The sequence below is a fragment of the Pseudomonas sp. HD57-3 genome (genome assembly GCF_056113135.1).
This window is the reverse complement of record NZ_CM148568.1, coordinates 2,727,550-2,750,424: the sequence shown is the minus strand read 5'-3', so window position 1 is coordinate 2,750,424 and position 22,875 is coordinate 2,727,550. Positions and strand designations below refer to the sequence as shown.

The window sequence follows — 22,875 nt, the reverse complement described above, 5'->3', positions numbered from 1 at the left end:
CAGATGCTGGCGTACATTTTTCGGCGACTGCTGCTGATCATCCCGACCCTGTTCGGCATTCTGCTGATCAACTTCGTGATCATCCAGGCCGCGCCCGGCGGGCCGGTGGAGCAGATGATCGCCAAGCTCGAAGGCTTCGAAGGCGCCACCAGCCGCATCGCCGGCGGCGGTGCCGAAGTGTCGGTGGCCGGCTCTTCCTATCGCGGTGCGCAAGGGCTGGACCCGGCGCTGATCAAGGAAATCGAGAAGATGTACGGGTTCGACAAATCGGCCCCGGAACGTCTGTGGATCATGGTCAAGAACTACGCGAAGCTGGATTTCGGCGACAGTTTCTTCCGCGACGCCAAGGTCATCGACCTGATCAAGGAAAAGATGCCGGTGTCGATCTCGCTTGGGCTGTGGAGCACGCTGATCATGTACCTGGTGTCGATCCCGCTGGGGATCGCCAAGGCCACGCGGCACGGCAGTCATTTCGACGTCTGGACCAGTTCGGCGATCATCGTCGGTTATGCGATTCCGGCGTTCCTGTTTGCGATTCTGCTGATCGTGGTGTTCGCCGGCGGCAGTTATCTGGACTGGTTTCCTTTACGCGGCCTGACCTCGAACAACTTCGATGAACTGAGCCTGGGCGGCAAGGTTCTCGATTACTTCTGGCACCTGGCGCTGCCGGTGACGGCGCTGGTGATCGGCAACTTCGCGACCATGACCCTGCTGACCAAAAACAGCTTCCTCGACGAAATCAACAAGCAGTACGTGGTCACCGCCAAGGCCAAGGGCCTGACCCGCCACCGCGTGCTCTACGGTCATGTGTTCCGCAATGCGATGCTGCTGGTGATCGCCGGTTTCCCGTCGGCGTTCATCGGCATCTTCTTCACCGGATCGTTGCTGGTGGAAGTGATCTTCTCCCTCGACGGCCTCGGCCTGATGAGTTTCGAAGCGGCGATCAACCGCGATTACCCGGTGGTGTTCGGCACCCTATTCATCTTCACCCTGCTGGGGCTGGTGGTGAAACTGATCGGCGACCTCACCTATACCCTTGTCGATCCGCGTATCGACTTCGCCAGCCGGGAGCATTGAGATGAACCTGTCCCCTCTCAACCGCCGGCGCTTCGAACTGTTCAAGGCCAACAAGCGTGGCTGGTGGTCGCTGTGGCTGTTTCTGATCCTGTTCGGCCTGAGCCTCGGTGCCGAGCTGATCGCCAACGACAAGCCGCTGGTGGTGCACTACGACAACAACTGGTACTTCCCGGCGATCAAGCGTTACCCGGAAACCACCTTCGGCGGCGAATTTCCGCTGGAAGCCAACTACAAAAGCCCGTACATCCGCGAACTGCTCAAGGCCAAGGACGCGTGGGTGCTGTGGGCGCCGATTCCGTTCAGCTACCAGAGCATCAACTACGACCTGAAAGTCCCGGCCCCCGCCCCGCCGTCGGCGGACAACCTGCTGGGTACCGACGATCAGGGCCGCGATGTGCTGGCACGGGTCATCTACGGCTTCCGGGTGTCGGTGCTGTTCGCCCTGACCCTGACCGTCCTCAGCTCGATCATCGGCGTGATCGCCGGCGCCTTGCAGGGTTTCTACGGCGGCTGGGTCGATCTGGCCGGCCAGCGCTTTCTCGAGATCTGGTCGGGTTTGCCGGTGTTGTACCTGCTGATCATCCTCGCCAGTTTCGTCCAGCCGAACTTCTGGTGGCTGCTGGGGATCATGCTGCTGTTCTCGTGGATGAGCCTGGTGGACGTGGTGCGCGCCGAGTTCCTGCGCGGGCGCAACCTCGAATACGTGCGCGCAGCCAGAGCGCTGGGCATGCAGAACGGCGCGATCATGTTCCGCCACATTCTGCCCAACGCCATGGTTTCGACCATGACCTTCATGCCGTTCATCCTGACCGGCGCCATCGGCACCCTCACCGCGCTGGACTTCCTCGGTTTCGGCTTGCCGGCCGGCAGTCCGTCGCTGGGTGAGCTGGTGGCCCAGGGCAAATCCAACCTGCAGGCGCCGTGGCTGGGCATGAGCGCGTTTGCGGTGCTGGCGCTGATGTTGAGTTTGCTGGTGTTCATCGGCGAGTCCGCTCGCGATGCCTTCGACCCGAGGAAGTGACATGAATCAGGACAATCTGATCGAAATCCGCGACCTGGCCGTCGAGTTCGGCATCGGTGATCGCGTGCAACGGGTGGTCGAGGGCGTGAGTTTCGACATCAAGCGCGGCGAAACCCTGGCGTTAGTGGGCGAGTCAGGCTCGGGCAAGTCGGTGACCGCGCATTCGATCCTGCGCCTGCTGCCCTACCCGCTGGCGCGACATCCGGCCGGCAGCATCAACTATTCCGGGCAAAACCTGCTGGAGCTGGGCGAAAAGACCATCCGTCACATTCGCGGCAACCGGATCGCGATGATCTTTCAGGAGCCGATGACCTCGCTCAACCCGCTGCACTCGATCGAGAAGCAGATCAACGAGGTGCTGGGCATCCACAAGGGCCTGACCGGCAAGGTCGCGACCAAGCGCACGCTGGAGTTGCTGGAGATGGTCGGCATCCCCGAGCCGCACAAGCGCCTCAAGGCCCTGCCCCACGAATTGTCCGGCGGCCAGCGTCAGCGGGTGATGATCGCCATGGCCCTGGCCAATGAGCCGGAACTGCTGATTGCCGACGAACCGACCACTGCGCTGGACGTGACCGTTCAGCTGAAAATCCTCGACCTGCTCAAGGAATTGCAGGCCCGATTGGGCATGGCGCTGTTACTGATCAGTCACGATTTGAACCTCGTACGAAGAATTGCGCATCGAGTATGTGTCATGCAGCGCGGTTGCATCGTCGAACAGGCATCGTGCGAAGAGCTGTTCCGTTCGCCGCAGCATCCGTACACTCGGGAACTGCTTGGCGCGGAGCCCAGCGGAGGCCCGGCGAGCAATAAAATCGGGGCGCCGCTGCTTGAAGTCGAGGATCTGAAAGTCTGGTTCCCGATCAAGAAAGGCCTGCTCAAGCGCACGGTGGATCACGTCAAGGCAGTGGACGGCATCAATTTCAGCCTGCCTCAGGGTCAGACTCTGGGGATTGTGGGAGAAAGCGGTTCCGGTAAATCCACCCTCGGCCTGGCGATCCTGCGGTTGATCGGCAGCAAAGGTGCGATCCGTTTTGAAGGCAAGCAGCTAGACTGCCTGACGCAAAGCGAAGTCCGGCCGTTGCGCCGGGAGATGCAGGTGGTGTTTCAGGATCCGTTTGGCAGCCTGAGCCCGCGGATGTGCGTGAATGACATCGTTGGTGAAGGCCTGCGGATCCACAAGATGGGCACCGCCGCCGAGCAGGAAGCGGCAATTATTGCGGCATTGAAGGAGGTAGGTCTGGATCCGGAAACCCGGCACCGCTACCCCCACGAATTTTCCGGTGGGCAACGGCAGCGAATTGCCATAGCCCGGGCTTTGGTGCTCAAACCGGCGCTGATCCTGCTGGACGAGCCGACTTCGGCCCTCGACCGGACGGTGCAGCGGCAAGTGGTGGAGCTGTTGCGTTCACTGCAAGCCAAGTACAACCTGACGTATTTGTTCATCAGCCATGATTTGGCTGTCGTCAAAGCGCTGAGCCACCAGCTGATGGTGGTCAAGCATGGCCAAGTGGTCGAACAGGGAGACGCGCAAAGTATCTTTGCCGCCCCCCAACATCCGTATACACAGCAGTTGCTGGAGGCCGCTTTCCTGGCACCAGCCACTGCGCAATAACCTGAAAGAGGAGCAACACATGGGTTTTCTCGCCGGTAAGCGCGTACTGATCGTCGGTGTCGCCAGCAAGCTGTCCATCGCATCCGGCATCGCTGCCGCCATGCATCGCGAGGGCGCTGAGCTTGCCTTCACTTATCAGAACGACAAACTGAAAGGTCGCGTAGAAGAGTTCGCACAGGGCTGGGGTTCGAGCCCTGAGCTGTGCTTCCCGTGCGACGTGGCCAGCGATGAAGAAATCGCCAAGGTCTTCGAAGAACTGAGCAAGAAGTGGGACGGCCTGGACTGCATCGTGCACTCCGTCGGCTTCGCCCCGGGCGACCAACTGGATGGCGACTTCACCGAAGCCACCACCCGTGACGGTTTCCGCATCGCTCACGACATCAGCGCCTACAGCTTCGTGGCTCTGGCCAAAGCTGGCCGCGAAATGATGAAAGGCCGCAACGGCAGCCTGCTGACCCTGTCGTACCTGGGCGCCGAACGCACCATGCCGAACTACAACGTGATGGGCATGGCCAAGGCTTCGCTGGAAGCCGGCGTACGTTACCTGGCCGGTTCCCTGGGCCCGGACGGCACCCGCGTCAACTGCGTATCGGCCGGCCCGATCCGCACCCTGGCAGCTTCGGGCATCAAGAACTTCCGCAAGATGCTGGCCGCCAACGAAGCGCAAACCCCGCTGCGCCGCAACGTCACCATCGAAGAAGTCGGCAATGCCGGCGCCTTCCTGTGCTCCGACCTGGCGTCGGGCATCAGCGGTGAAATCATGTACGTGGACGGCGGCTTCAACACCACTGCCATGGGCAACATCGAAGAGTAATCTTCGCGCTGCCGATAAAAAGCCCGCCTATTGGCGGGCTTTTTCATGCCTGCGATTTCGTTAACATCGTCTTTTTCAGTGGGAGCCAGCCTGCTGGTGAATGCGGTTTGTCATTCAATGCCCCGGTGCGCCGGATACCGTCATCGCGAACAGGCTCGCCCCCCCCCCCATTGAAAAACACAGCGCTAGACTCGGTTCACCCCAACCGTTGATAGAGACCGCGCCTATGTCACTCAGCCCTTTCCACTTGGCCATTCCGGTGTACGACCTCGCCGCCGCCCGGCATTTCTACCGTGAAGTGTTCGGACTCGAGGAAGGTCGTTCCAGCGATCACTGGGTCGGATACGGCCCTCGATGGTAGCCAGATTAAAGTCGGATCCCCAGTACTTGCGGAAGTCGGGGTGTATTTCCCAAGTCACTGGCGACAAGGAGCCTCTGCCGATCCGATTGAATGCACACGTCGTACACCAGACTTTCCTCAACCCGCTGGAAAAGCCCTTGATCGCCGAAGCCAGAATCAATCGCCCCACTCGCGCTGAGGCGCCCCACGTAAGCCTTTATACTCACCCCCGCCTCTCCAGCGAAGACAATGCCCTTATCCGACTGCACAACGACTGACCGGCAAATCACATATAACCCGGGAAAGTCCGCCCGAATATCAATAGTCGCGGCTGTGCCATTATTGAAGGCAGGATCTGTCACACCTTCAGCCGTCACTCGGGATACGGCTGCGACTGAACTACCATTCACCTGTGCATTGCCCACACAGATAATCGTGTCTCCGTCGACAATCATTTTCCCCATCGCGAGACCGCTTGCCGACTCCCAATACCCTGCTCTGCCGAACGACGAGTCAAGAGCACCTGTAGAGTGAAACCTGCCCACCGCCTTCGTTGTTTTGGTGTCTCTTGTGACGGTGCCTCCCACGAGGATTTTTGCATCGTCGGTGACAGCAACGCTTTTGCCGTCAGATCGCTCGTCATTGAAGAGGATATTCACAAAGCCCTGCCCACCGAATGCGCCATCAGGATCTCCGGTGGACATAAAGCGATATAGCACCAGTTCGTGCTCGGTAGTGCTGCTGTTGAGCCGGTTCACCAGTACCAGTATTTTTCCGTCAGCCTGAAGACATCCCGCAGGAAGCGACATATCAATATCCGGTAACACCCTGGTGCCAAAGACAAGGTCAGGACTACCGCCCACGTTGAACCGGGTAATCGCAGTCTGGCGCTTAAACGGATCATCCCCCACTTTCCCAAGCAAAATAACCTTGCCATCCGGCTGCATGATGAGTTCGGTCGGCAGGGAATCAACACCAGGAACAAACGACCATTTGCTGACCCCGTTCTGGCCATACTGAGTATCCAGCCCGCCGTCTGAAAAAATGCGATAGAGCCAACACTGACTTGAAACCCAGACAGCGACCAGGTAAGCACCTTGGCCATCTGCGACAATCGCTCTGATTGATCCTTCACCGCTTGGAATATCGAGAACACCCTGTGCTGCGAATAGCGGGTCAAGCTCGCCGGGACCGGCAACAAGGATCGAATTACTCTGACTGGTCATATCGTTCTTCTCCTGAAAGACAATCCTTTCTCTCTTCCGAAGAACTTCATCTATATCTCGGGGAGTTCGAAAGGGGCAACGTATGCGCTGCACCCTCGTACTATTACGTTGACGCGGTCACTTCGGCACCTGTCAGGAATGACAGTAAAAGTACCTTTTAATGCCAGATCGATGTCGTTACAGGCCTTGAAAGTACTAACAACGCTTCAACGCCTGCTTGTGCTCATACATCGCTGCATCCGCATCCGCCAGCAGCTTGTCCACGGTGTCATGTCGCTGCGGGTTGTATTCGATCTGGCCGACGCTGAAGCGAATCGCGTAGCCCCGGTGCAACGTGGCATTGCGCTCTTCGAGGATTTCCTTGAGGCGCGCCATGATCGCCGTGGTTTCGACGTGGCTTGAGCCGGTCAGCAGCGCCACGAACTCATCGCCGCCCAGGCGCCCGACCACATCGCTCTCGCGAAAGGCGATGCGCAGCACATCAGCGAAATTCTTCAGCGCGCTGTCGCCCTCGGCGTGCCCATAAAGGTCGTTGATCTGCTTGAAGTCATTGAGGTCGAAAAACAGCAGCGTCGCCGGCTTCTCCAGGCGTGCGCAGGCGTCGAGCGCGTGCTGGGCCAGCATCTTGAAGCCGCGACGGTTGGACAGCAGCGTCAGCTCGTCCATGCTCGCCATCTGCACGGCCATCAGTTCCTGCTCGGCCATGCCGGCCAGATCACGCAGCAAGGCGCGCTCTTCGTCGTCGAGTTCACGGGGCTTGGTGTCGATCAGGCACAAGGTGCCCATCTTGTTGCCGTTGGGCACGGTCAGCGGATAACCGGCGTAGAAGCGGATGTTCGGGTCGCCGATCACCAGCGGATTATCGTGAAAGCGCTCGTCCTCGCGGGCATCGCGAACCAGCAGCAGTTCGTCCTGGAGGATCGCATGGCCACAGAACGACGTATCCCGTGGGGTTTCGGTGGCGTCCAGGCCCACGCGAGATTTGAACCACTGGCGATCCTTGTCCACCAGCGTGACCAGCGCGATCGGCACGTTGAACAGACGCTTGGCCAGTCGCGTCAGCCGGTCGAAGCGCTCCTCCGGGGCGGTGTCGAGCAGTTTCAGGTCCTGCAGCGCTTGAATACGGACAGCTTCATTGGCGGGTTTGCCGGGTACCAGCATCACACACTCCTTTGTCGTCGATGCAGTTGAGCGTAGACCGAATCAGCGATGACTCAACCTCTCATCCGCCGGCCACCGGACATGGCCCGCCCGCATCGGCCCACAGTTTGAACTGGGTCACGAAGATATCGTGCGGCACCGGCACCGGCGCGCGCCCTGCCCCAGGATTCCAGCCCCAGAGCACCAGTTTGTCTTCGTTGACGTGTTTGATCAGTGCGGCGAAGTCCCGGTCGCCGTTGCTGGCGCGGTCCTTGATCATCGCGCACAAACGATCTGGCGGCAGACCGATCCAGGCCATTTTGTGGGCGGCTGGCGGCAGGCTCCAGTGCGGCGCGCCCGGTGGCGCGTGAGGGCCGTAACTGGCTGGCGGATTGCTTTCGGCGTGACACGTGGCACACGGCAAACCGGCGGCGCCCTTGCCATCCATGCCGCGCACCACGCTCATGGCGTGAGGAATGCCGGCGTCGAACTGCAACGGGGAATCGCCGGGAATGTGACAGTTCTGGCAGCGCGGGCTCTGGAAGACTTTTTGCACCGTGCCGAAGGCTTTCAAGGCTTCCTGATCGTCAGCGAACAGATCCGACGCGTAACCACCCAACCCAAGCAGAATCACCGTGCCCAACAACAGATGTCGTTTCATCTCACACCCCCGACAATAACAGCGGCAGTTCCCGCAGGCGCTGCCCGGTCAGGGCGAACACCGCGTTGGCTACCGCCGGCGCCGTGGGCGGTACGCCGGCCTCGCCGATACCGCCGGGTTTGTCGGTGCTCGGCACGATGTGCACCTCGACCACCGGCATTTCATTGAGCCGCAACACTTGATAATCGTGATAGTTGGACTGCACGACATGCCCGTCCTTGAGCGTCAGTTTGCTGTGCAGCGCCATGCCCAGGCCGAAGGTGATGCACGACTCCATCTGCGCCGCGATGCTCTGCGGGTTGACCGCAATTCCGCAGTCCACCGCGCAGACCACGCGATGCACGCGGATTGCCAGATTGTCCTGAGACACCTCGGCCACTTGCGCCACGTAACTGCCGAACGATTCGTGCACCGCCACGCCCAGCGCATGGCCGTCCGGCAGCGGGGCTTTCCAGTTGGCCTTCTCCACCGCCAGATTCAGCACGCCGAGATGCCGGGCGTGATCCTTGAGCAGCGTTCGTCGGTACTCCACCGGGTCCTTGCCCGCCGCCGTGGCCATTTCATCGATCAGCGACTCCATGACAAACGCGGTGTGGCTATGGCCCACCGAGCGCAGCCAGAGCACGTTGATCCCGGTGGTCGGCGAGTGCAGATCGACCTGATGATGGGCCAGTCCTTTGATGTACGGGCTGTCTGAAACGCCTTCGACCGACGTCTGGTCGACGCCGTTCTTGACCATGGTTTTCTCGAGCATGGTGCCGGCCATGATCGACTGCCCGACCAGCACATGCTGCCAGGCCAGCGGCATGCCGTCGGCGCCGAGGCCGATCTTCGCCTGATGCAGGAACATCGAGCGGTAGTAACCGCCGCGAATATCGTCTTCGCGCGACCACACGGTTTTCACCGGCATCGCGGCAGCCTTGGCCACTTGCACCGCTTCGGCGACAAAGTCCGAAGTCGGGTTAGCCCGCCGGCCGAAACCGCCGCCGAGGAATTCGGTGTGAATCTCCACCTGCTCCGGTTTCAGCCCGGTGATCTTGCCGGCAACCATCTGATCCAGCGTCTGGAACTGGGTGCCGGTCCAGATCTCGCATTTGTCGGCGCTGATCTTCACCGTGCAGTTGAGCGGTTCCATCGGCGCATGGGCCAGATACGGCACGCTGTATTCGACGTCGATTTTCTTCACTGCCTTGCCGAAATTGCCCTTGGCATCCCCGGCCTGCGCCGCCGAAGTGCCCGGCGTGGCTGCCAGTTTGCGGAAACTCGCCAACAGCTTTTCACTGCTCAGATCAGCGTTCGGCCCCAGGTCCCAATCGACCTTCAGCGCATCGCGACCAAGTTTCGCCGCCCAGTAATGCTCGGCGACCACCGCCACACCGGTCGGCACCTGCACCACTTTGTGCACGCCGGGGATCGCCAGCGCCTCAGCGCCTTCAAAGGATTTCACCGTGGCGCCAAACGCCGGCGCCCTAGCGACCATCGCGGTCATCAATCCCTCAAACTGCACGTCCATGCCGAACTTGGCGCGGCCGGTGATTTTTTCCGGGGTGTCGAGGCGTTTGGTGGGTTTGCCGATGACCTTCCAGTCCTTGGCTTCTTTAAAGGTGATCGACTTCGGATCCGGCACCGGCAGTTGCCCGGCGGCGTCCGCCAGTTCGCCGTAGGTGGCGCGGTTGTCGCCGGCAATCACTACGCCGGACTCGGTGCGGATCGTCGACGGTGCCACGTTGAAACGCTTGGCCGCCGCCTCGACCAGCATCTGCCGCGCCGTGGCACCGGCGAGCCGGTAACGGTCGAACTCCATCCAGGTTGAAGTCGAGCCGCCGGTAATCTGCATCCCGCCGAAACCGGGCATGCCGTAATCGGCGGCCGAGGCCGGCGAGTGCTCGACGCGGATCTTCGACCAGTCGGCGTCCAGCTCTTCGGCGATCAACATGGTCAGGCCGGTCCAGATGCCCTGGCCCATTTCCGAATGGCCGAGCAGCACGGTGACGCTGTTGTCCGCTGCAATCCGCAGGAACGCGTTCGGCGCAAACACCTTGCCTTCATTCTCGGCCGCCATGGCAAAGCGGTTGCCGCCGGGCACCACGAACGCCACCACCAGACCACCGCCAAGCACGGCGCTGCCCTTGAGAAATCCGCGACGGGATACAGGACTGTTCATCACTCACCTCCCCTCGCTCAACCGATGTCGGCGGCGCGTTTGACCGCCGCGCGGATTCTTGGATACGTGCCGCAGCGGCAGATGTTGCCGGAGAGCGCCTGATCGATATCGCTGTCGGTGGGTTTGGGGATTTTCGCCAGCAACGCGGCGGCGGACATGATCTGCCCGGACTGGCAGTAACCGCACTGCACCACGTCCAGTTCGGCCCAGGCCTGCTGCACCGGGTGCGAACCGTCGCTCGACAGGCCTTCGATGGTGAGGATCTTCTGGCCATGGGCGACGGCCGTGGCCGGGGTGATGCAGGAGCGCAGCGGTGCGCCATCGACATGCACGGTGCAGGCACCGCACTGGGCCATGCCGCAACCGAATTTGGTACCGGTCAGGTGCGCGACATCGCGCAGGACCCAGAGCAACGGCATGTCCGCGGGGACATCGAGCTCCTGATCCTTGCCATTGATGTTCAAGGTCAGCATCGGGGACTTCCTCAGACTCACGGTGTTCTGAAGGGCGCTGCTACAGCTCTTGAACGCTGCGCGCGCCTCGGCTTATCCCTTTCAGCTAAGCGCATTTTGACCCGACGACCAGCCGCTGCGACCACCGGTCATGCAGCACCGTTCGAGAATTCTTCGATCAAAGTGCCGACTTTGCTCCTACAGTTGATCCGGTTGTCATCGCAAGACCTGCCCCTTCACACTTTCCAGGAGTCGCGAACATGGGATATGTCACAACGAAAGACGGCGTCGAGATCTTCTACAAGGACTGGGGCCCGAAAGACGCCCCGGTGATCCACTTCCACCACGGCTGGCCGCTCAGCGCGGACGACTGGGATGCGCAGATGCTGTTCTTCCTTGCTCAGGGCTTCCGGGTCGTGGCCCATGATCGACGGGGTCACGGGCGTTCGAGCCAGGTCTGGGACGGTCACGACATGGATCACTATGCCGACGACGTGGCGGCGGTGGTCAACCATCTGGGGACGCAGAAAGCCGTGCATGTCGGCCACTCCACCGGTGGCGGCGAGGTGATTCATTACATCGCCCGCCATGGCGAGGATCGAGTCTCTAAAGCCGCGATCATCAGCGCCGTGCCGCCACTGATGGTGAAAACCGAGAGCAGCCCCGGCGGCTTGCCCAAGTCAGTGTTCGACGATCTTCAGGCGCAACTGGCGGCCAATCGTTCGCAGTTCTATCACGATGTGCCGGCCGGCCCGTTCTACGGCTACAACCGCCCCGGGGCCAAACCTTCGGAAGCGGTGGTTCTGAACTGGTGGCGTCAGGGCATGATGGGCGGCGCCAAGGCCCACTACGATGGCATCGTCGCCTTCTCGCAGACCGACTTCACCGCCGACCTGAAAAGCATCTCGATCCCGGTGCTGGTCATGCACGGCGACGATGACCAGATCGTGCCCTATGAAAACGCCGGTGTGCTGTCGGCGAAACTGCTGAAGAACAGCACGCTGAAGATTTATCCGGGCTTCCCCCACGGGATGCCGACCACCGAGGCGCCGACGATCAACGCAGATCTGCTGGCGTTCATTCGCGGCTGATCATATCGGCCGGGGTAAGGCGCCCTGCCTGACCCCGGCTATTCTTCGGTTCGCCCCGTTCCCTCGCGATCACGCACGTAATGTCTGGCCAATGGAAAGGCCGGCAGCCACGACTCGCGACGCACCGTCCACAGCTCATAGGTGGGCTGGAACTGATCCGGTGCATCCAGCGCACCGAGATTGACCTCGACTTCATCGCCACTGCGACCGAACACCGACGAACCACAGCGCGGACAGAAATGCCGCCCCGCATAGTCATGGGTCTCGCCGCTGATCGTCACCGCATCCTCGGGAAAGATCGCCGACGCCGCAAACAGCGCGCCATGGTGTTTACGGCAATCCAGACAATGGCAAACGCCAACCCGGTAGGGTCGCCCTGACGCCTCGATCCGCACTTCGCCGCACAGACAACCGCCGGTCAATCGGTCCATGGGACACCTCGTCTGAAAATGGAATATCCGGTGAGTGAAAATAGCAGCCCACTGGGGGAACGCTTACAATCGTGGCCCATTAATACTATTCAGGCAGAACCGTTCTTTCATGGCGCTCGATCCTCTCACGATGCTCACCATTTCCACCGCCCTGGCCGCGGCGGCCGCCCTGTATCTGGCGGTCGAATGGCGCAGCATCCGCGAACCTTCCCTGCTGTTCTGGAGCGCCGGTTTCGCCACCATCACCGTCGGCTCGAGCCTGGCCCTGTTGCGCGCCAACGGTTATCCGCTGATCGGCATCTGGTTCGCCAACGGCTTGCTGGTAGTTGCGCACTGGCTGTTTCTGCTGGGGGTCGCGCGATTTACGCAGAGACGGTTGTCGCGGGCCTGGTACTTGATGTTCCTGCTTTGGCTGGCGTTGTTGCTGCTACCGGAAGACCCGTCGTGGTCGAAGATCATGCTGATGGCCAACTCGCTGCTGGTGGCCGCGTTGATGCTGCGGGCCAGCCTGTTGCTGCGCCCGCACGGCAAATCGTTGAGCGTCGGCGCGGTGCAGTTGCGTTATGTGCTGCTGATCCACGGCGCGTTCTATTTCGCCAAGGCGATCATCGCGGTGATTCCGGGCACGCTGATCGATCTGGCGTCGCTACGCGGCGAAATCATTCAGATTTCCCTGGTCGAAGGCGCGATGGCGATCATGCTGATCGCGCTGTCGATGACCGGCACCGAGCGCTATCGCCGGGAAAAACAGATTGCCGAACTGGCCGCCCGTGACCCGCTGACCGCGCTGTACAACCGCCGCGCCCTGGAAGTCCGCGCGCCGCGCCTGCTCGATGAAGTGTCCAGCGCCCGCCCCGGCGCCCTGCTGCTGATCGACATCGACAACTTCAAACTGATCAACGACCTGTACGGCCACACCGCCGGCGACCGGTTGCTCATCGCCCTCAGCGAAATGATCCGCGCGGTGCTGCCCAAAGGCGCGCTGGCGGCACGGCTGGGCGGTGACGAATTCGTGATGCTGCTGGGCGATGCGTCCCACGCACAGATCATGGTGCTGGGCAGTGCGCTGCGTGAGCAGTTCCAACAGATGACTTCGCAGACCTACACCACCCCGCAGGCGGTCACCCTGAGCATCGGCGCCAAGGTGTTCGATCAGCCGCCGGCCAGCCTCGCGGCGTTGATCGAGCAAGGTGACAGCGCCCTCTACGAATCCAAGCGCGGTGGTCGCAACCGGATTCAACTGGCCGACTACACCTGACCTATCCTTGCCTGCATCCCGTGATCCCGGAGTCCGTCATGTCCTCGCCTGAATCCACCCTCCTCCAGAGCTGGCACCACAACGCCCGGGCCTGGACCGAAGCCGTGCGCAGCGGCGCCATCGAGAGTCGCCGGCAGGTCACCGATCAGGCCATTCTGCTGGCGGTGATGGGGCGTCAGCCGGAGCGCGTGCTCGATCTGGGATGCGGCGAAGGCTGGCTGTTGCGGGCGCTGGCCGAGCGAGGGTTTGACGCAGTCGGCGTGGACGGTGATGCGACGCTGGTCGAGGCCGCGCGGGTGGCCGGTTCAGCGCCCGTGCATGTCGCCAGCTACGAAGATCTGGTTGAGGCGAAGGTCGACATTGGCCGCGACTACGATCTGATCTGCGCCAATTTTTCTCTGCTGCATCAGGACATCATTCCGCTGCTCGCGTCCATGAACGCCCTGCTTGTGCCCGGCGGTGCGCTGGTGATCCAGACGCTGCATCCGTGGTCGATGGCAGCGGGTGATTATCAGGATGGCTGGCGGGAAGAAACCTTCGACGGATTTCAGGGCAAATGGCAGCCGATGCCATGGTATTTCCGCACCCTGTCCAGTTGGCTGAATGCGCTGGACATGGCCGGCCTGCAATTGACCGGCCTGCGCGAGCCACAACATCCGCAAAGCCCGGTGCCGCAGTCGTTGTTGATGATTGCCGAGCGTCGCGCTTAAAACGCTTAGAGCCTCGGCTGGAGCAGAATCCCGGTGTAGTGCCGCAAAAACAGCGCGAACCCCGCGCACCAGAGCACCACGGACAGCCCCAGCCCCAGACTGGAAAACGGCACCAGCAACACCCGGCAACCCGCCGCGATCAGCACCAGCGCAAAGCCCAGCACCATGCCTTTCGAGGGCTGTAACAACCGGCCGGTATGCCCAAGGCTGACCCGCGCAATCATCGCCAGAATCAACCCGCCCACCCCGCCCACCGCCAGCGCATGGGTGGCCAGGCTTTGCTGGCCGATCAAACCCAGATGCCACAGCGCCATGGCCCAAATCGCCAGCGCCATCCAACCGTAAGCCAGGTACAGCGACCACAGCAGCGGCACCCGCCACATCCCGCGATCATGCCAGCGGATCAGCCGGATCAACTGCAGAATGCCGGTCAGCACGAACAGCCCCGCCAGCCACCGCCGTGGAGAATCATTGAGGCCTGCCGCGAAGGTGACGGCGGTCAGCAGGCTGCCGATCAACAGCAAACGGGTTGGCCGTGGATTGGCGACGGGTGCCGGCGGACGGTTCAAGCCGCGCTGAATAAAGAACGGAATCACTCGCCCGCCGATCACGGTCATCAGCGCCGCCACCAGCCACAACGCGCCCAGCACACCCTGGCGTTGCAGGCCGGCGTCGTCGTTGTACAGGCCGATCAAAGTCAGTGCCTGACAACCCGCCATCAACCCAAGCACCAACACAATCGGATAGTTGTCGCGTTTACGCGCGGCGACCAGATCCCGTCCCAGCATCACTGCCAGCAGCGGTAGAAACCCCCATTGCAGCGCCAGAATCAGCCCGGTCGGCAACGGCAGCCACCAGGCCACACGCCCGAGCAACCAGACCGAGACCAACGCGATCAACGCACCGCCCCGAACACCGGGAATGCCGGTCCAGTTGGGCACCGCCGTCAGCAGAAACCCGGCAACGATCGCCGCCGCGAAACCGAACGGCATGTCATGCCGATGCCAGGCGAGCATACCGCCCGCCGGTTGCAAGTCGAACCAGTGGCCGTAAAGCCACAGGCCCCAGATCAAAATCGCCAGCGCGGCGAATCCGGCCCCGGCCAGAAACAGCGGCCGGAAGCCCAGGCTGAACAGCGGTGCATCAGCGAGTCTGCGCATGTTCAAGCCACTACGGCGGCGTGATGCCGGCCCAGCCGATATTGAGACAGGAGCCGCATCACGTAGCCGATTTTCAGCAGTGTCGGGCCGATGATGGTCATCGCGTGCATGGCCACCAACAGCGCAATCGGCATGTGGCCCTGATAAAGGTAGGCGCCGTAGATGCCTGCCAGCAGCATCACCAGACCGGCAACGAGGATCTTGCTCGACAGGTGCAGAACGTTCAGCGGACTTTCGAAGAAAGCGAACATGGTGGCGTACTCCTGATCGGTTCAGTGGGTACTTTGGATGTATCAACTCTCGTGCCATATTTTTAACCCAGCAGAATCAGTAGGTTGAGGATGATGTAGTCAATCAGACTTCATACATAATTAGTCATAACGACCAACCAAGAAGTCCAATTGACTACAAATAAACGCCACCACCCGACACCCCTCCCAAAAGCAAACCAATATCATTTGCACAGCTTCGACCCATTTGCTTTAATCGCGACCCATTCTTATTTGGACCGCTGACAACGGTCGCCCTGGACGCTTGCTCAGAATGACGGTCGCCGACACCTCTATCGTGCAGAACCTCTACGTCAGCCATCACCGCTGGCTGCACGAGCTATTGCGGCGACGGCTGAGCAACGCGATGGATGCCGCCGATCTGGCGCACGACACGTTTATCCGCGTGCTCAAGCGTCCGCAGGCGTTCAACGGTGAAGTCCACGAGCGCTCGCATTTGGCGACCATCGCCCGTGGCCTGTGCGTCGATCACTGGCGTCGCCGGCAACTGGAACAGACCTGGCTGGAAACCCTGGCCAACCGACCGCCGGCCTTGCAACCGTCGCCGGAACAACAGGCGATCATCGTCGAGACCCTGCACGAAGTGGACGCCATGCTCGCGCGTCTGCCGCAACGGGTCAGCGAGGCGTTCATCCTCGCGCAACTGCACGACATGCCTTACCGGCTGATCGCCGAACAGATCGGCGTCAGCGAGCGGATGATCAAGAAATACCTGGCCCAGGCGATGATGCATTGCGCAATCCTCGAGGCCGAACTCGACGGTCTGTTGATTGAGTAAGGTCATGAACCGACTCAGTCACGCCAGCCTCGAACAGGCCGCGCAGTGGTACGTGCAACTGCATGACGAACACGTCGCCGACCACGAACGCCAGCGCTGGCAAGCCTGGCTGGCGCAAAGTGCCGAGCATCAGGAAGCGTGGCGCTACGTGGAACGGGTCGGCCAGCGGTTCGCGCCGTTACAGGGCGAGAACGAGGCCCATGCCGTCAGCCACACGTTGCGCACGAGCCCGCGTGCCTCGATCAGCCGTCGTCAGTCGCTCAAGGGTTTGCTGATACTTGCGGCCACCGGCCTCAGCGGCTGGGCCGCATGGCGCGGCACGTCGTTGCCGGGCACCTTCGAACGCCTGAGCGCCGACCTGTCCACCGGCACCGGGGAGACCCGCGAAACCACGCTCGCCGACGGCAGCCGGGTCTGGCTCAACGCCCTCAGCGCCCTCGACGTGCGCTTCGATGCCACGCAACGGCTGCTGCAACTGCGCGCTGGTGAAGTGCTGATCGACACCGCGAAAGATCCGGGCCGCGCGTTTCTGGTCGACACCGTTCATGGCCGGATGTGCGCCCTCGGCACGCGATTCAGCGTGCGTCATGACGATCAGCAAACCGTGCTCAACGTGTTCCAAGGCGCGGTGGAAGTGCGCAACCGCAACGATCAGATCGAAGTGGTGCACGCCGGTCGGCAACTGGCCTTCAACGCCGAACAACTTCACGCTACAGCCCCGGCCAATCCCTCCCGCGAAGCCTGGCGTCAGGGCCTGCTGCTGGCGGACAACCTGCCGCTGGGCGAACTGATCGAAGAACTCAGCCGCTATCGACCGGGGCATCTGCATTGCGATCCCGCCGTTGCGCGGTTGCCGGTGATGGGTTCGTTCCCGCTCAAGGACACAGATCAGGCGCTGCGATTGCTCGAGGCGGCGTTGCCGATCCGGGTCGACAAGACATTGAGCTGGTGGGTCAACGTCGGGCCCAGAGGCTGATTATTTTTCATTTCACGGTTCCCTTTCGGCCGTCTCGTTCGGTTGATCCTCAGTAGCCCCTCTTCTGCCTTCGGGAACTCCATGCTGCACTCCACGTTTGCCCGCACCCGTTTCACCCTGGCTCTGGCGTGCACCACGCCGGGGTTGTGCGCGCCGAATGCCTTGGCCGAAGCGCTGCGCGCAGCAACCCATCGCTACAACATCGCACCCGGTCCGTTGGTCAGCGTCCTCAACCGTTTTGCCGAACAAAGCGGCGTGTTCCTCGCCGGCCACAACGACCTCGCCGCCGGCAAACGCAGCCCCGGCCTGAGCGGCGACTTCACCGAACAACAAGCCCTGCAACGCCTGTTGCAAGGCAGCGGGCTGCAAGCCCAAGCACAGAGCGCAGGTGGGTACGTGTTGCGGTCCGGGCAAGATCCATTGGAACTCGACACCACCACGGTCTCCGGCCGACAGCTCGGCGCCATCACCGAAGACACCGGCGCCTACACCACCGACTCGACCGCATCGGCCACCGGCCTGCCGCTATCTCTGCGCGAAACCCCGCAGTCGGTCACCGTCATCACCCGTCAGCAACTCGACGATCAGGGCGCCACCGGCATCGCCGACATCCTGCGCCGCACCCCCGGCATCAGCGTGCAGAACTACGACAGCGAGCGTTGGGAGTTCTCCGCCCGGGGCGCGCCGATCACCAACTTCCAGTACGACGGGGTCAACACCGACTACGACGGCGTCTACGATTACGGCACCACCAGCACCGACATGGCGCCCTACGACCGGGTCGAAATCATCAAGGGCGCCACCGGTTTGATGACTGGTTCCGGCGACCCGTCGGCCACGGTCAACCTGATCCGCAAGCGGCCGACGCAGGCATTCAAGGCTTCGCTCAGCGGCACCGTCGGCTCATGGGACAACTACCGCAGCGATGCCGATATCGCCGGGCCGCTGACCGACAGCGGCAATCTGCGCGGGCGCTTCGTCGGCGTCCATCAACAGCGCAGCGCCCATGCCGACCACTACCAGAACACCCGGGACATCGCCTACGGCATCCTCGAAGCCGACCTCAATCCGGACACCCTGCTGACCGTCGGTTTCGATCAGCAGAACACCCGCTCGCGCGGCGCCAGCTGGACCGGTTTCCCGATGTTCTACAGCGACGGTTCACGCTCCAATTTCTCGCGCTCGTTCAACCCGGCCACCGACTGGAGCCGCCGCGATTTCACCAACCAGACGCTGTTCGCTTCCCTCAACCGGCAACTGGCCAACGACTGGACGCTGAAGCTCAGCTACGACCGCAAACACCGCCAGCACGACACCCTGCTCGGTTCCGCCAGCGGCGGCAATCCCGACCCGGTCAGCGGCGACGGCATGTTCCTGTACATGGGCAAATTCAAGGGCGACGAAGTTCAGGACAACATCGACCTCAACCTCAGCGGCCCCTTCAGCCTGCTCGGCCGCGAGCACCAGTTGATCGCCGGTTTCATGTCGATGAACACCCGCCAGGACATCCCGGTCTACGGCTCGGTCTACCCGGCGCTGAACGGCAGCATCTTCGACTGGCGCGGCGAGTTTCCCAAACCGGACATACCCCAGGTCGGGCGTGACCACATCGAACAACGCCAGACCGGCGCCTACCTCGCCACCCGCCTCAAACCCACCGATGATCTGGCACTGATTCTCGGTGGCCGGGTCAGCGATTTCACCGCCAGCGACCATCTCGATTACAGCGACCCGAACACCCCGGATGTGCGCGACGGCTACCGCCAGACAGGCGTAGTCACACCCTACGCCGGCGTGGTCTACGACCTCGACGAAACCTGGTCTTTGTATTCCAGCTACACCCGCATCTATCAGCCGCAAACCAGCAAGTACGCCTCGCGCCACGTGCTCGACCCGGTGCAGGGCAACAGCCTGGAAGCGGGAGTGAAAGCCGGGTTCTTCGGCGGCCGGCTCAACGCCAGTTTCGCGGTGTTCCGCATCGAGCAGGACAACATCGCCGAATACGTCAGCGGCTTCGACAGCCAGTCCGTCTACCGCGCCGTACAGGGCGCAACCACCAAAGGCTTCGAATTCGAAGTGGCCGGCGAACTGCGCGAAGGCTGGAACCTCTCCGCCGGCTACGCCTTCAACCACACCCGCGACGCCAACGGCGACCCGGTCTACGGCGCGATCCTGCAAACCACCGCGCCCGAGCAGATCGTGCGAGTGTTCAGCAGCTATCGCCTGCCGGGCATCCTGCAAAACCTCACCGTGGGCGGCGGCGTGAGCTGGCAAAGCGAATTCTTCGGCAACGTATTCCAGCCCGACCCGAACGGCACCGGCCAGAACGTACGCATCACCCAGGACAGCTACTACCTGGTGGACGCCATGGCCCGCTACCGTTTCAACGAACACCTGAGCACCACGCTCAATATCAAGAACCTGCTCGACAAGACCTACTACACCGGCCTCGGCAACTTCGGCACCGGGTTCTACGGCGAGCCGCGCAGCGTGCAGTTGAGCACACGCTGGGATTTCTAAGGATTGGCGATCGAGCGGGTCAGGGCTGCTTCAGGTAGGTTCCACTCAACTCGTAGACATCCCCGGCGGCGTCGACGCTCACGACCCCGTCGAACAGGCGCAGACGGTAGAGCGGCTCAGCGATTTCTTTCTGGCCAATGATCAAATTACCGGCCAGCAACGGCCATTGATCAACGACCTGTATCGGGGGCTTGCCGGGCCGCGTCATGACCAGCTGAATCGACGCAATCTCGCCTGCGGATTGATCAGTGGCCGGTGTGATTTTCACTGTCAACCAGGCTGAGCGCTCATCCGACGTCACCAGCACATAGCGTCCCTCACGCAGACTGCCTTGCGCCGCAGAAAATCTTTGCGGGGCAATCCTGAACGCTGTCGGGCGCGCCTCGATGATCCGGCTTGTGTCGCCACTTTTCCATATTCCACTCTGGAACCCGTGCTCATCAGGCTCGCCCTGTACAAACCAGTCGCCGGTCGAACGCCCCTGATCGTCGAACTCGTGCAACGCCACGCCACCGTCTTCATAGGTCTCGCCGAACAACCGGATCGGTTTGCCGCTGCCCGTGCCGGTGTAGCGCACCTCACCGACATAAACCCCGCCCTGCATCTGCCACCACAACGCGAACGCAATCTTGTCGTCAAGCGTGCCCCGCAACATGACCGGGGCATCGCCGACCGGCCCTTCCAGATGACGCTGCTCAGTCCATTTTCCGTCCTTCAACGTTCGGTCAGTAATGTCTGTGTAACCCGCCGGCATTAACGGACTGCCCTCGGACGGTGCCTGCTTCACCTCGATTTTTTCCGCCACTTTCACGGGTGAGTTGCCCTGCAGCGCCCATGTCGCACTCTGCCGCCAGCAGCAACCGCTCTTCGAGCGTGTCTTCATATGTCGGGTCGATGGATCAATCTCGAACAACCCCAGTTGCGGCTCACGGGTCAAGGCGGAAAGGCCTTTGTCGAGGACCAGCAGCGGACTTGAAGGATCGGCCAGATAGATATCGTAAGACGCGGCGGCGTACCCGCCCTCATTGCCATTGCGCACCGCCAGATCCTGTTCGCCGTCAAAATTGAAATCGGCAAACACCACCAGATGCTGATCGTCACAGCGCAGCGATGGCACCGTATCACCCGCGGGAACCAGGTCAGAGACGTCGGCAGAGTCGATGCGTTGCAACACTTCACCACTGGCCTTATCGCGCACAATGATCTGCGCCGGCGCGGCGTCAAAACTTTTCAATGGCGGCTGCGCGACCATCACATCAATCAGGTATTTCTGCGCCGGATCGGAGAGCTGACAGGCCAGCGGTGCAGCCGTCGCCGAGGCTGAAGCCAGCAGACAGGATAAAAACAACAAACGAGGGGCAGCCATATTGCAGAGCGTCCTTGCGGCAAAATCGGGGCGGCAAGTCTAACGACAATCGACCTGGCATGCACTTGTCGACCTGTGGCACCGACAGTCGACGACAGACTGACTACGCTGTTAATCCAGCGTGTCTAACCTGCCGAGGATGACTGCCATGCAACGCTTTCAAAAGCTGACTCCGTGCCTGTGGTTCGACGATCAGGCGGAAGCTGCGGCGAAGTTTTACTGCTCGATCTTCGACCACTCGAAAATCACCGCCCTCACCCACTACAGCAAGGTCGGCCAGGAATTCCACGGCCGCCCGGAAGGCTCGGTAATGACCGTCAGTTTCGAACTCGACGGCCACACCTTCACCGGCCTCAATGGCGGGCCGATTTTCAAATTCAATGAGGCGATCTCGTTTCAGGTCAATTGCCAGAACCAGGAAGAAGTCGACCATTTCTGGGGCAACCTCAGCGCCGGCGGACCGGTGGAGGCGCAGCAATGCGGCTGGCTCAAGGACAAGTTCGGCGTGTCGTGGCAGATCGTGCCGGTGGCCTTCATGCACATGATGACCGACCCCGACCAGACCAAGGTCCAACGGGCGATGCAGGCCATGTTCGGGATGAAAAAACTCGACATCGCCGAACTTGAGCGAGCCTTCGCCGGGCAGAGCTAATACACTCGGGCATTGGCCTGCCGAGGACCCCAACGATGAAACACGCTGCCGCCAAGAACCCCGAACAAGCCCCGCGCTTCTGGCGCGACGACGCCCTGCCCTTCATCGAAGCGCGGGCCATCGCCGACGGGCGTGAGGTCTGCTATTCACGGCACTCCCACGCGCACTTTTCCATCGGCGCGATCACCGCCGGGCGCAGCACTTACGTGCATGAGCAATCCTCGTTCGAAGTGGCGGCCGGCACCGTGGTGCTGATGAACCCGGGGGACGTGCACGCGTGCAACCCGATCGATGATCAGCCGTGGTCGTATTTGATGTTGTATGTGGAAACGCCGTGGCTGACAGATTTGCAGCATCAGCTGGGGTTCAGTGCGGAGCTTGAGTTTCGGCGGTTTTCCGATACCCATTTGAATGACGCTCGCCTGTTTCACTACTTGAATGCGTTGTACGCAGTGTTGGTCGACGAGCAGCAAGACGTGCTGCGCAAACAGAGCGCTGCGGTGGAGTTTTTCAGCGACCTGCAACTGCGCCTGAACCCTATCCAACAACCTCTGCGAGAGCCGAACTTCAAACTCGAACGCGCCGCCGACTTCATTCGCCAGCATTGCACCGACCTGCTCAGCCTCGACGACATCTGCGCCGCCGCTGAACTGTCGCCGTCGTACCTGATCCGCGCCTTCAAACAGCATTACGGCATGACGCCCCATGCGTTTTTGGTCAACCAGCGCATTCAGTTTGCCCGAGAGTGTCTGCGGCGCGGGCAATTGATTGCGGATGTGGCACTGGAAGCCGGCTTTGCCGATCAGGCGCATTTTCAGCGGGCGTTCAAACAGCATCTGGCGGCTACGCCGGGGCAGTATCGGGGGTAAAAGCAAAAACGGCCTGCAATGGGCCGTTTCGGTTTAATTCTACATACCCGGAAAGATATACATATTTATCGCCAACAGTGCTTCAGGCCTTTAAAAACAGCCACCCCTCTCATTCACGCCACACCAAAGAAACACTTCGAACATTAATCCACGCCAACTTTTCGCCTTGGCGCCTTACTCTAAAAACCTGTCTACCGCACAAACACGACAATCAATAAACAACCACCACATTTTATTTATTTCGCTATCAGAGAATGGATTCTGAAT

General features: G+C 61.3%; 21 protein-coding genes and 1 pseudogene. 13 read left to right on the top strand and 9 right to left on the bottom strand.

Going from position 1 to position 22,875, the window contains the following annotated elements:
- Positions 1-3: 3 nt before the first annotated feature.
- From AC0R79_RS12400 to AC0R79_RS12380, 5 genes and pseudogenes are all read left to right on the top strand, one after another.
- Complete coding sequence (locus AC0R79_RS12400; protein WP_085613068.1) at positions 4-1,077, top strand: microcin C ABC transporter permease YejB; 1,074 nt, start codon at positions 4-6, stop codon at positions 1,075-1,077.
- A gap of 1 nt (position 1,078) precedes the next feature.
- Positions 1,079-2,098 carry an ABC transporter permease gene (locus AC0R79_RS12395; RefSeq protein WP_007956945.1) on the top strand — a complete coding sequence of 340 codons (1,020 nt, stop codon included), beginning with the start codon at positions 1,079-1,081 and terminating at the stop codon, positions 2,096-2,098.
- Between the two features lies 1 nt (position 2,099).
- The gene (locus AC0R79_RS12390) at positions 2,100-3,710 is read left to right on the top strand and encodes an ABC transporter ATP-binding protein (protein WP_007956946.1); all 1,611 of its coding nucleotides are present in this window, start codon (positions 2,100-2,102) and stop codon (positions 3,708-3,710) included.
- Positions 3,711-3,729: 19 nt separating this feature from the next.
- The gene (gene fabI, locus AC0R79_RS12385) at positions 3,730-4,524 is read left to right on the top strand and encodes an enoyl-ACP reductase FabI (protein WP_007956947.1); all 795 of its coding nucleotides are present in this window, start codon (positions 3,730-3,732) and stop codon (positions 4,522-4,524) included.
- Between the two features lie 226 nt (positions 4,525-4,750).
- A pseudogene (locus AC0R79_RS12380) lies at positions 4,751-4,870 on the top strand (VOC family protein); the annotation flags it as partial.
- A 20-nt stretch (positions 4,871-4,890) separates the two neighbouring features.
- On the opposite strand, the gene AC0R79_RS12375 reads toward AC0R79_RS12380, so the two are convergent.
- The 5 genes from AC0R79_RS12375 to AC0R79_RS12355 form a co-directional block, all read right to left on the bottom strand.
- Positions 4,891-6,090, bottom strand: coding sequence for an NHL repeat-containing protein (locus AC0R79_RS12375; protein WP_474734601.1), 1,200 nt, complete (start codon positions 6,088-6,090; stop codon positions 4,891-4,893).
- Between the two features lie 195 nt (positions 6,091-6,285).
- Entirely contained in the window at positions 6,286-7,251 is a 966-nt protein-coding gene (locus tag AC0R79_RS12370) for a GGDEF domain-containing protein (RefSeq protein WP_127797694.1), read from the bottom strand.
- A 61-nt stretch (positions 7,252-7,312) separates the two neighbouring features.
- The gene (locus tag AC0R79_RS12365; RefSeq protein ID WP_085608968.1) at positions 7,313-7,891 is read right to left on the bottom strand and encodes a hypothetical protein; all 579 of its coding nucleotides are present in this window, start codon (positions 7,889-7,891) and stop codon (positions 7,313-7,315) included.
- 1 nt (position 7,892) lies between these two features.
- The gene (locus AC0R79_RS12360) at positions 7,893-10,055 is read right to left on the bottom strand and encodes a xanthine dehydrogenase family protein molybdopterin-binding subunit (protein WP_474734598.1); all 2,163 of its coding nucleotides are present in this window, start codon (positions 10,053-10,055) and stop codon (positions 7,893-7,895) included.
- A 17-nt stretch (positions 10,056-10,072) separates the two neighbouring features.
- Positions 10,073-10,528, bottom strand: a complete 456-nt coding sequence (locus AC0R79_RS12355; RefSeq protein WP_007956954.1) for a (2Fe-2S)-binding protein — start codon at positions 10,526-10,528, stop codon at positions 10,073-10,075.
- Positions 10,529-10,767: 239 nt separating this feature from the next.
- Here AC0R79_RS12355 and AC0R79_RS12350 point away from each other — a divergent pair, with 239 nt between their 5' ends.
- Positions 10,768-11,598, top strand: a complete 831-nt coding sequence (locus AC0R79_RS12350) for an alpha/beta fold hydrolase (protein WP_179695498.1) — start codon at positions 10,768-10,770, stop codon at positions 11,596-11,598.
- A 38-nt stretch (positions 11,599-11,636) separates the two neighbouring features.
- On the opposite strand, the gene AC0R79_RS12345 is transcribed toward AC0R79_RS12350, so the two are convergent.
- A complete protein-coding gene (locus AC0R79_RS12345) occupies positions 11,637-12,029 on the bottom strand; it encodes a GFA family protein (RefSeq protein ID WP_474734596.1) in 393 nt (130 codons plus the stop codon).
- A gap of 109 nt (positions 12,030-12,138) precedes the next feature.
- Between AC0R79_RS12345 and AC0R79_RS12340 the strand changes: the two genes are divergently transcribed.
- Together AC0R79_RS12340 and AC0R79_RS12335 are read left to right on the top strand one after the other, a co-directional pair.
- A complete protein-coding gene (locus AC0R79_RS12340; protein WP_474734595.1) occupies positions 12,139-13,287 on the top strand; it encodes a GGDEF domain-containing protein in 1,149 nt (382 codons plus the stop codon).
- A 38-nt stretch (positions 13,288-13,325) separates the two neighbouring features.
- On the top strand, positions 13,326-13,997 hold the full coding sequence (locus AC0R79_RS12335) for a class I SAM-dependent methyltransferase (protein ID WP_474734593.1): 672 nt from the start codon (positions 13,326-13,328) through the stop codon (positions 13,995-13,997).
- Between the two features lie 5 nt (positions 13,998-14,002).
- Here AC0R79_RS12335 and AC0R79_RS12330 read toward each other — a convergent pair whose 3' ends face one another.
- Entirely contained in the window at positions 14,003-15,157 is a 1,155-nt protein-coding gene (locus AC0R79_RS12330) for an NnrS family protein (protein WP_474734591.1), read from the bottom strand.
- A gap of 2 nt (positions 15,158-15,159) precedes the next feature.
- On the bottom strand, positions 15,160-15,408 hold the full coding sequence (locus AC0R79_RS12325) for a transmembrane sensor/regulator PpyR (protein ID WP_192564406.1): 249 nt from the start codon (positions 15,406-15,408) through the stop codon (positions 15,160-15,162).
- A 292-nt stretch (positions 15,409-15,700) separates the two neighbouring features.
- On the opposite strand from AC0R79_RS12325, the gene AC0R79_RS12320 reads away from it, so the two are divergent.
- The 3 genes from AC0R79_RS12320 to AC0R79_RS12310 all read left to right on the top strand — a co-directional run bounded on the left by AC0R79_RS12320 (position 15,701) and on the right by AC0R79_RS12310 (position 19,721).
- Entirely contained in the window at positions 15,701-16,225 is a 525-nt protein-coding gene (locus AC0R79_RS12320; protein ID WP_474734589.1) for a sigma-70 family RNA polymerase sigma factor, read from the top strand.
- Positions 16,226-16,229: 4 nt separating this feature from the next.
- Positions 16,230-17,201, top strand: coding sequence for a FecR domain-containing protein (locus AC0R79_RS12315; RefSeq protein ID WP_474734587.1), 972 nt, complete (start codon positions 16,230-16,232; stop codon positions 17,199-17,201).
- 81 nt (positions 17,202-17,282) lie between these two features.
- Positions 17,283-19,721 carry a TonB-dependent siderophore receptor gene (locus AC0R79_RS12310; RefSeq protein ID WP_474734586.1) on the top strand — a complete coding sequence of 813 codons (2,439 nt, stop codon included), beginning with the start codon at positions 17,283-17,285 and terminating at the stop codon, positions 19,719-19,721.
- A 19-nt stretch (positions 19,722-19,740) separates the two neighbouring features.
- Here the strand turns inward: AC0R79_RS12310 and AC0R79_RS12305 are convergent, their stop codons facing one another.
- Complete coding sequence (locus AC0R79_RS12305; protein WP_127797683.1) at positions 19,741-21,087, bottom strand: XAC2610-related protein; 1,347 nt, start codon at positions 21,085-21,087, stop codon at positions 19,741-19,743.
- 148 nt (positions 21,088-21,235) lie between these two features.
- On the opposite strand from AC0R79_RS12305, the gene AC0R79_RS12300 reads away from it, so the two are divergent.
- Both AC0R79_RS12300 and AC0R79_RS12295 read left to right on the top strand, forming a co-directional pair.
- Positions 21,236-21,739 carry a VOC family protein gene (locus AC0R79_RS12300; protein WP_127797682.1) on the top strand — a complete coding sequence of 168 codons (504 nt, stop codon included), beginning with the start codon at positions 21,236-21,238 and terminating at the stop codon, positions 21,737-21,739.
- A 35-nt stretch (positions 21,740-21,774) separates the two neighbouring features.
- A complete protein-coding gene (locus tag AC0R79_RS12295; RefSeq protein ID WP_375746765.1) occupies positions 21,775-22,608 on the top strand; it encodes a helix-turn-helix domain-containing protein in 834 nt (277 codons plus the stop codon).
- Positions 22,609-22,875 lie beyond the last annotated feature (267 nt).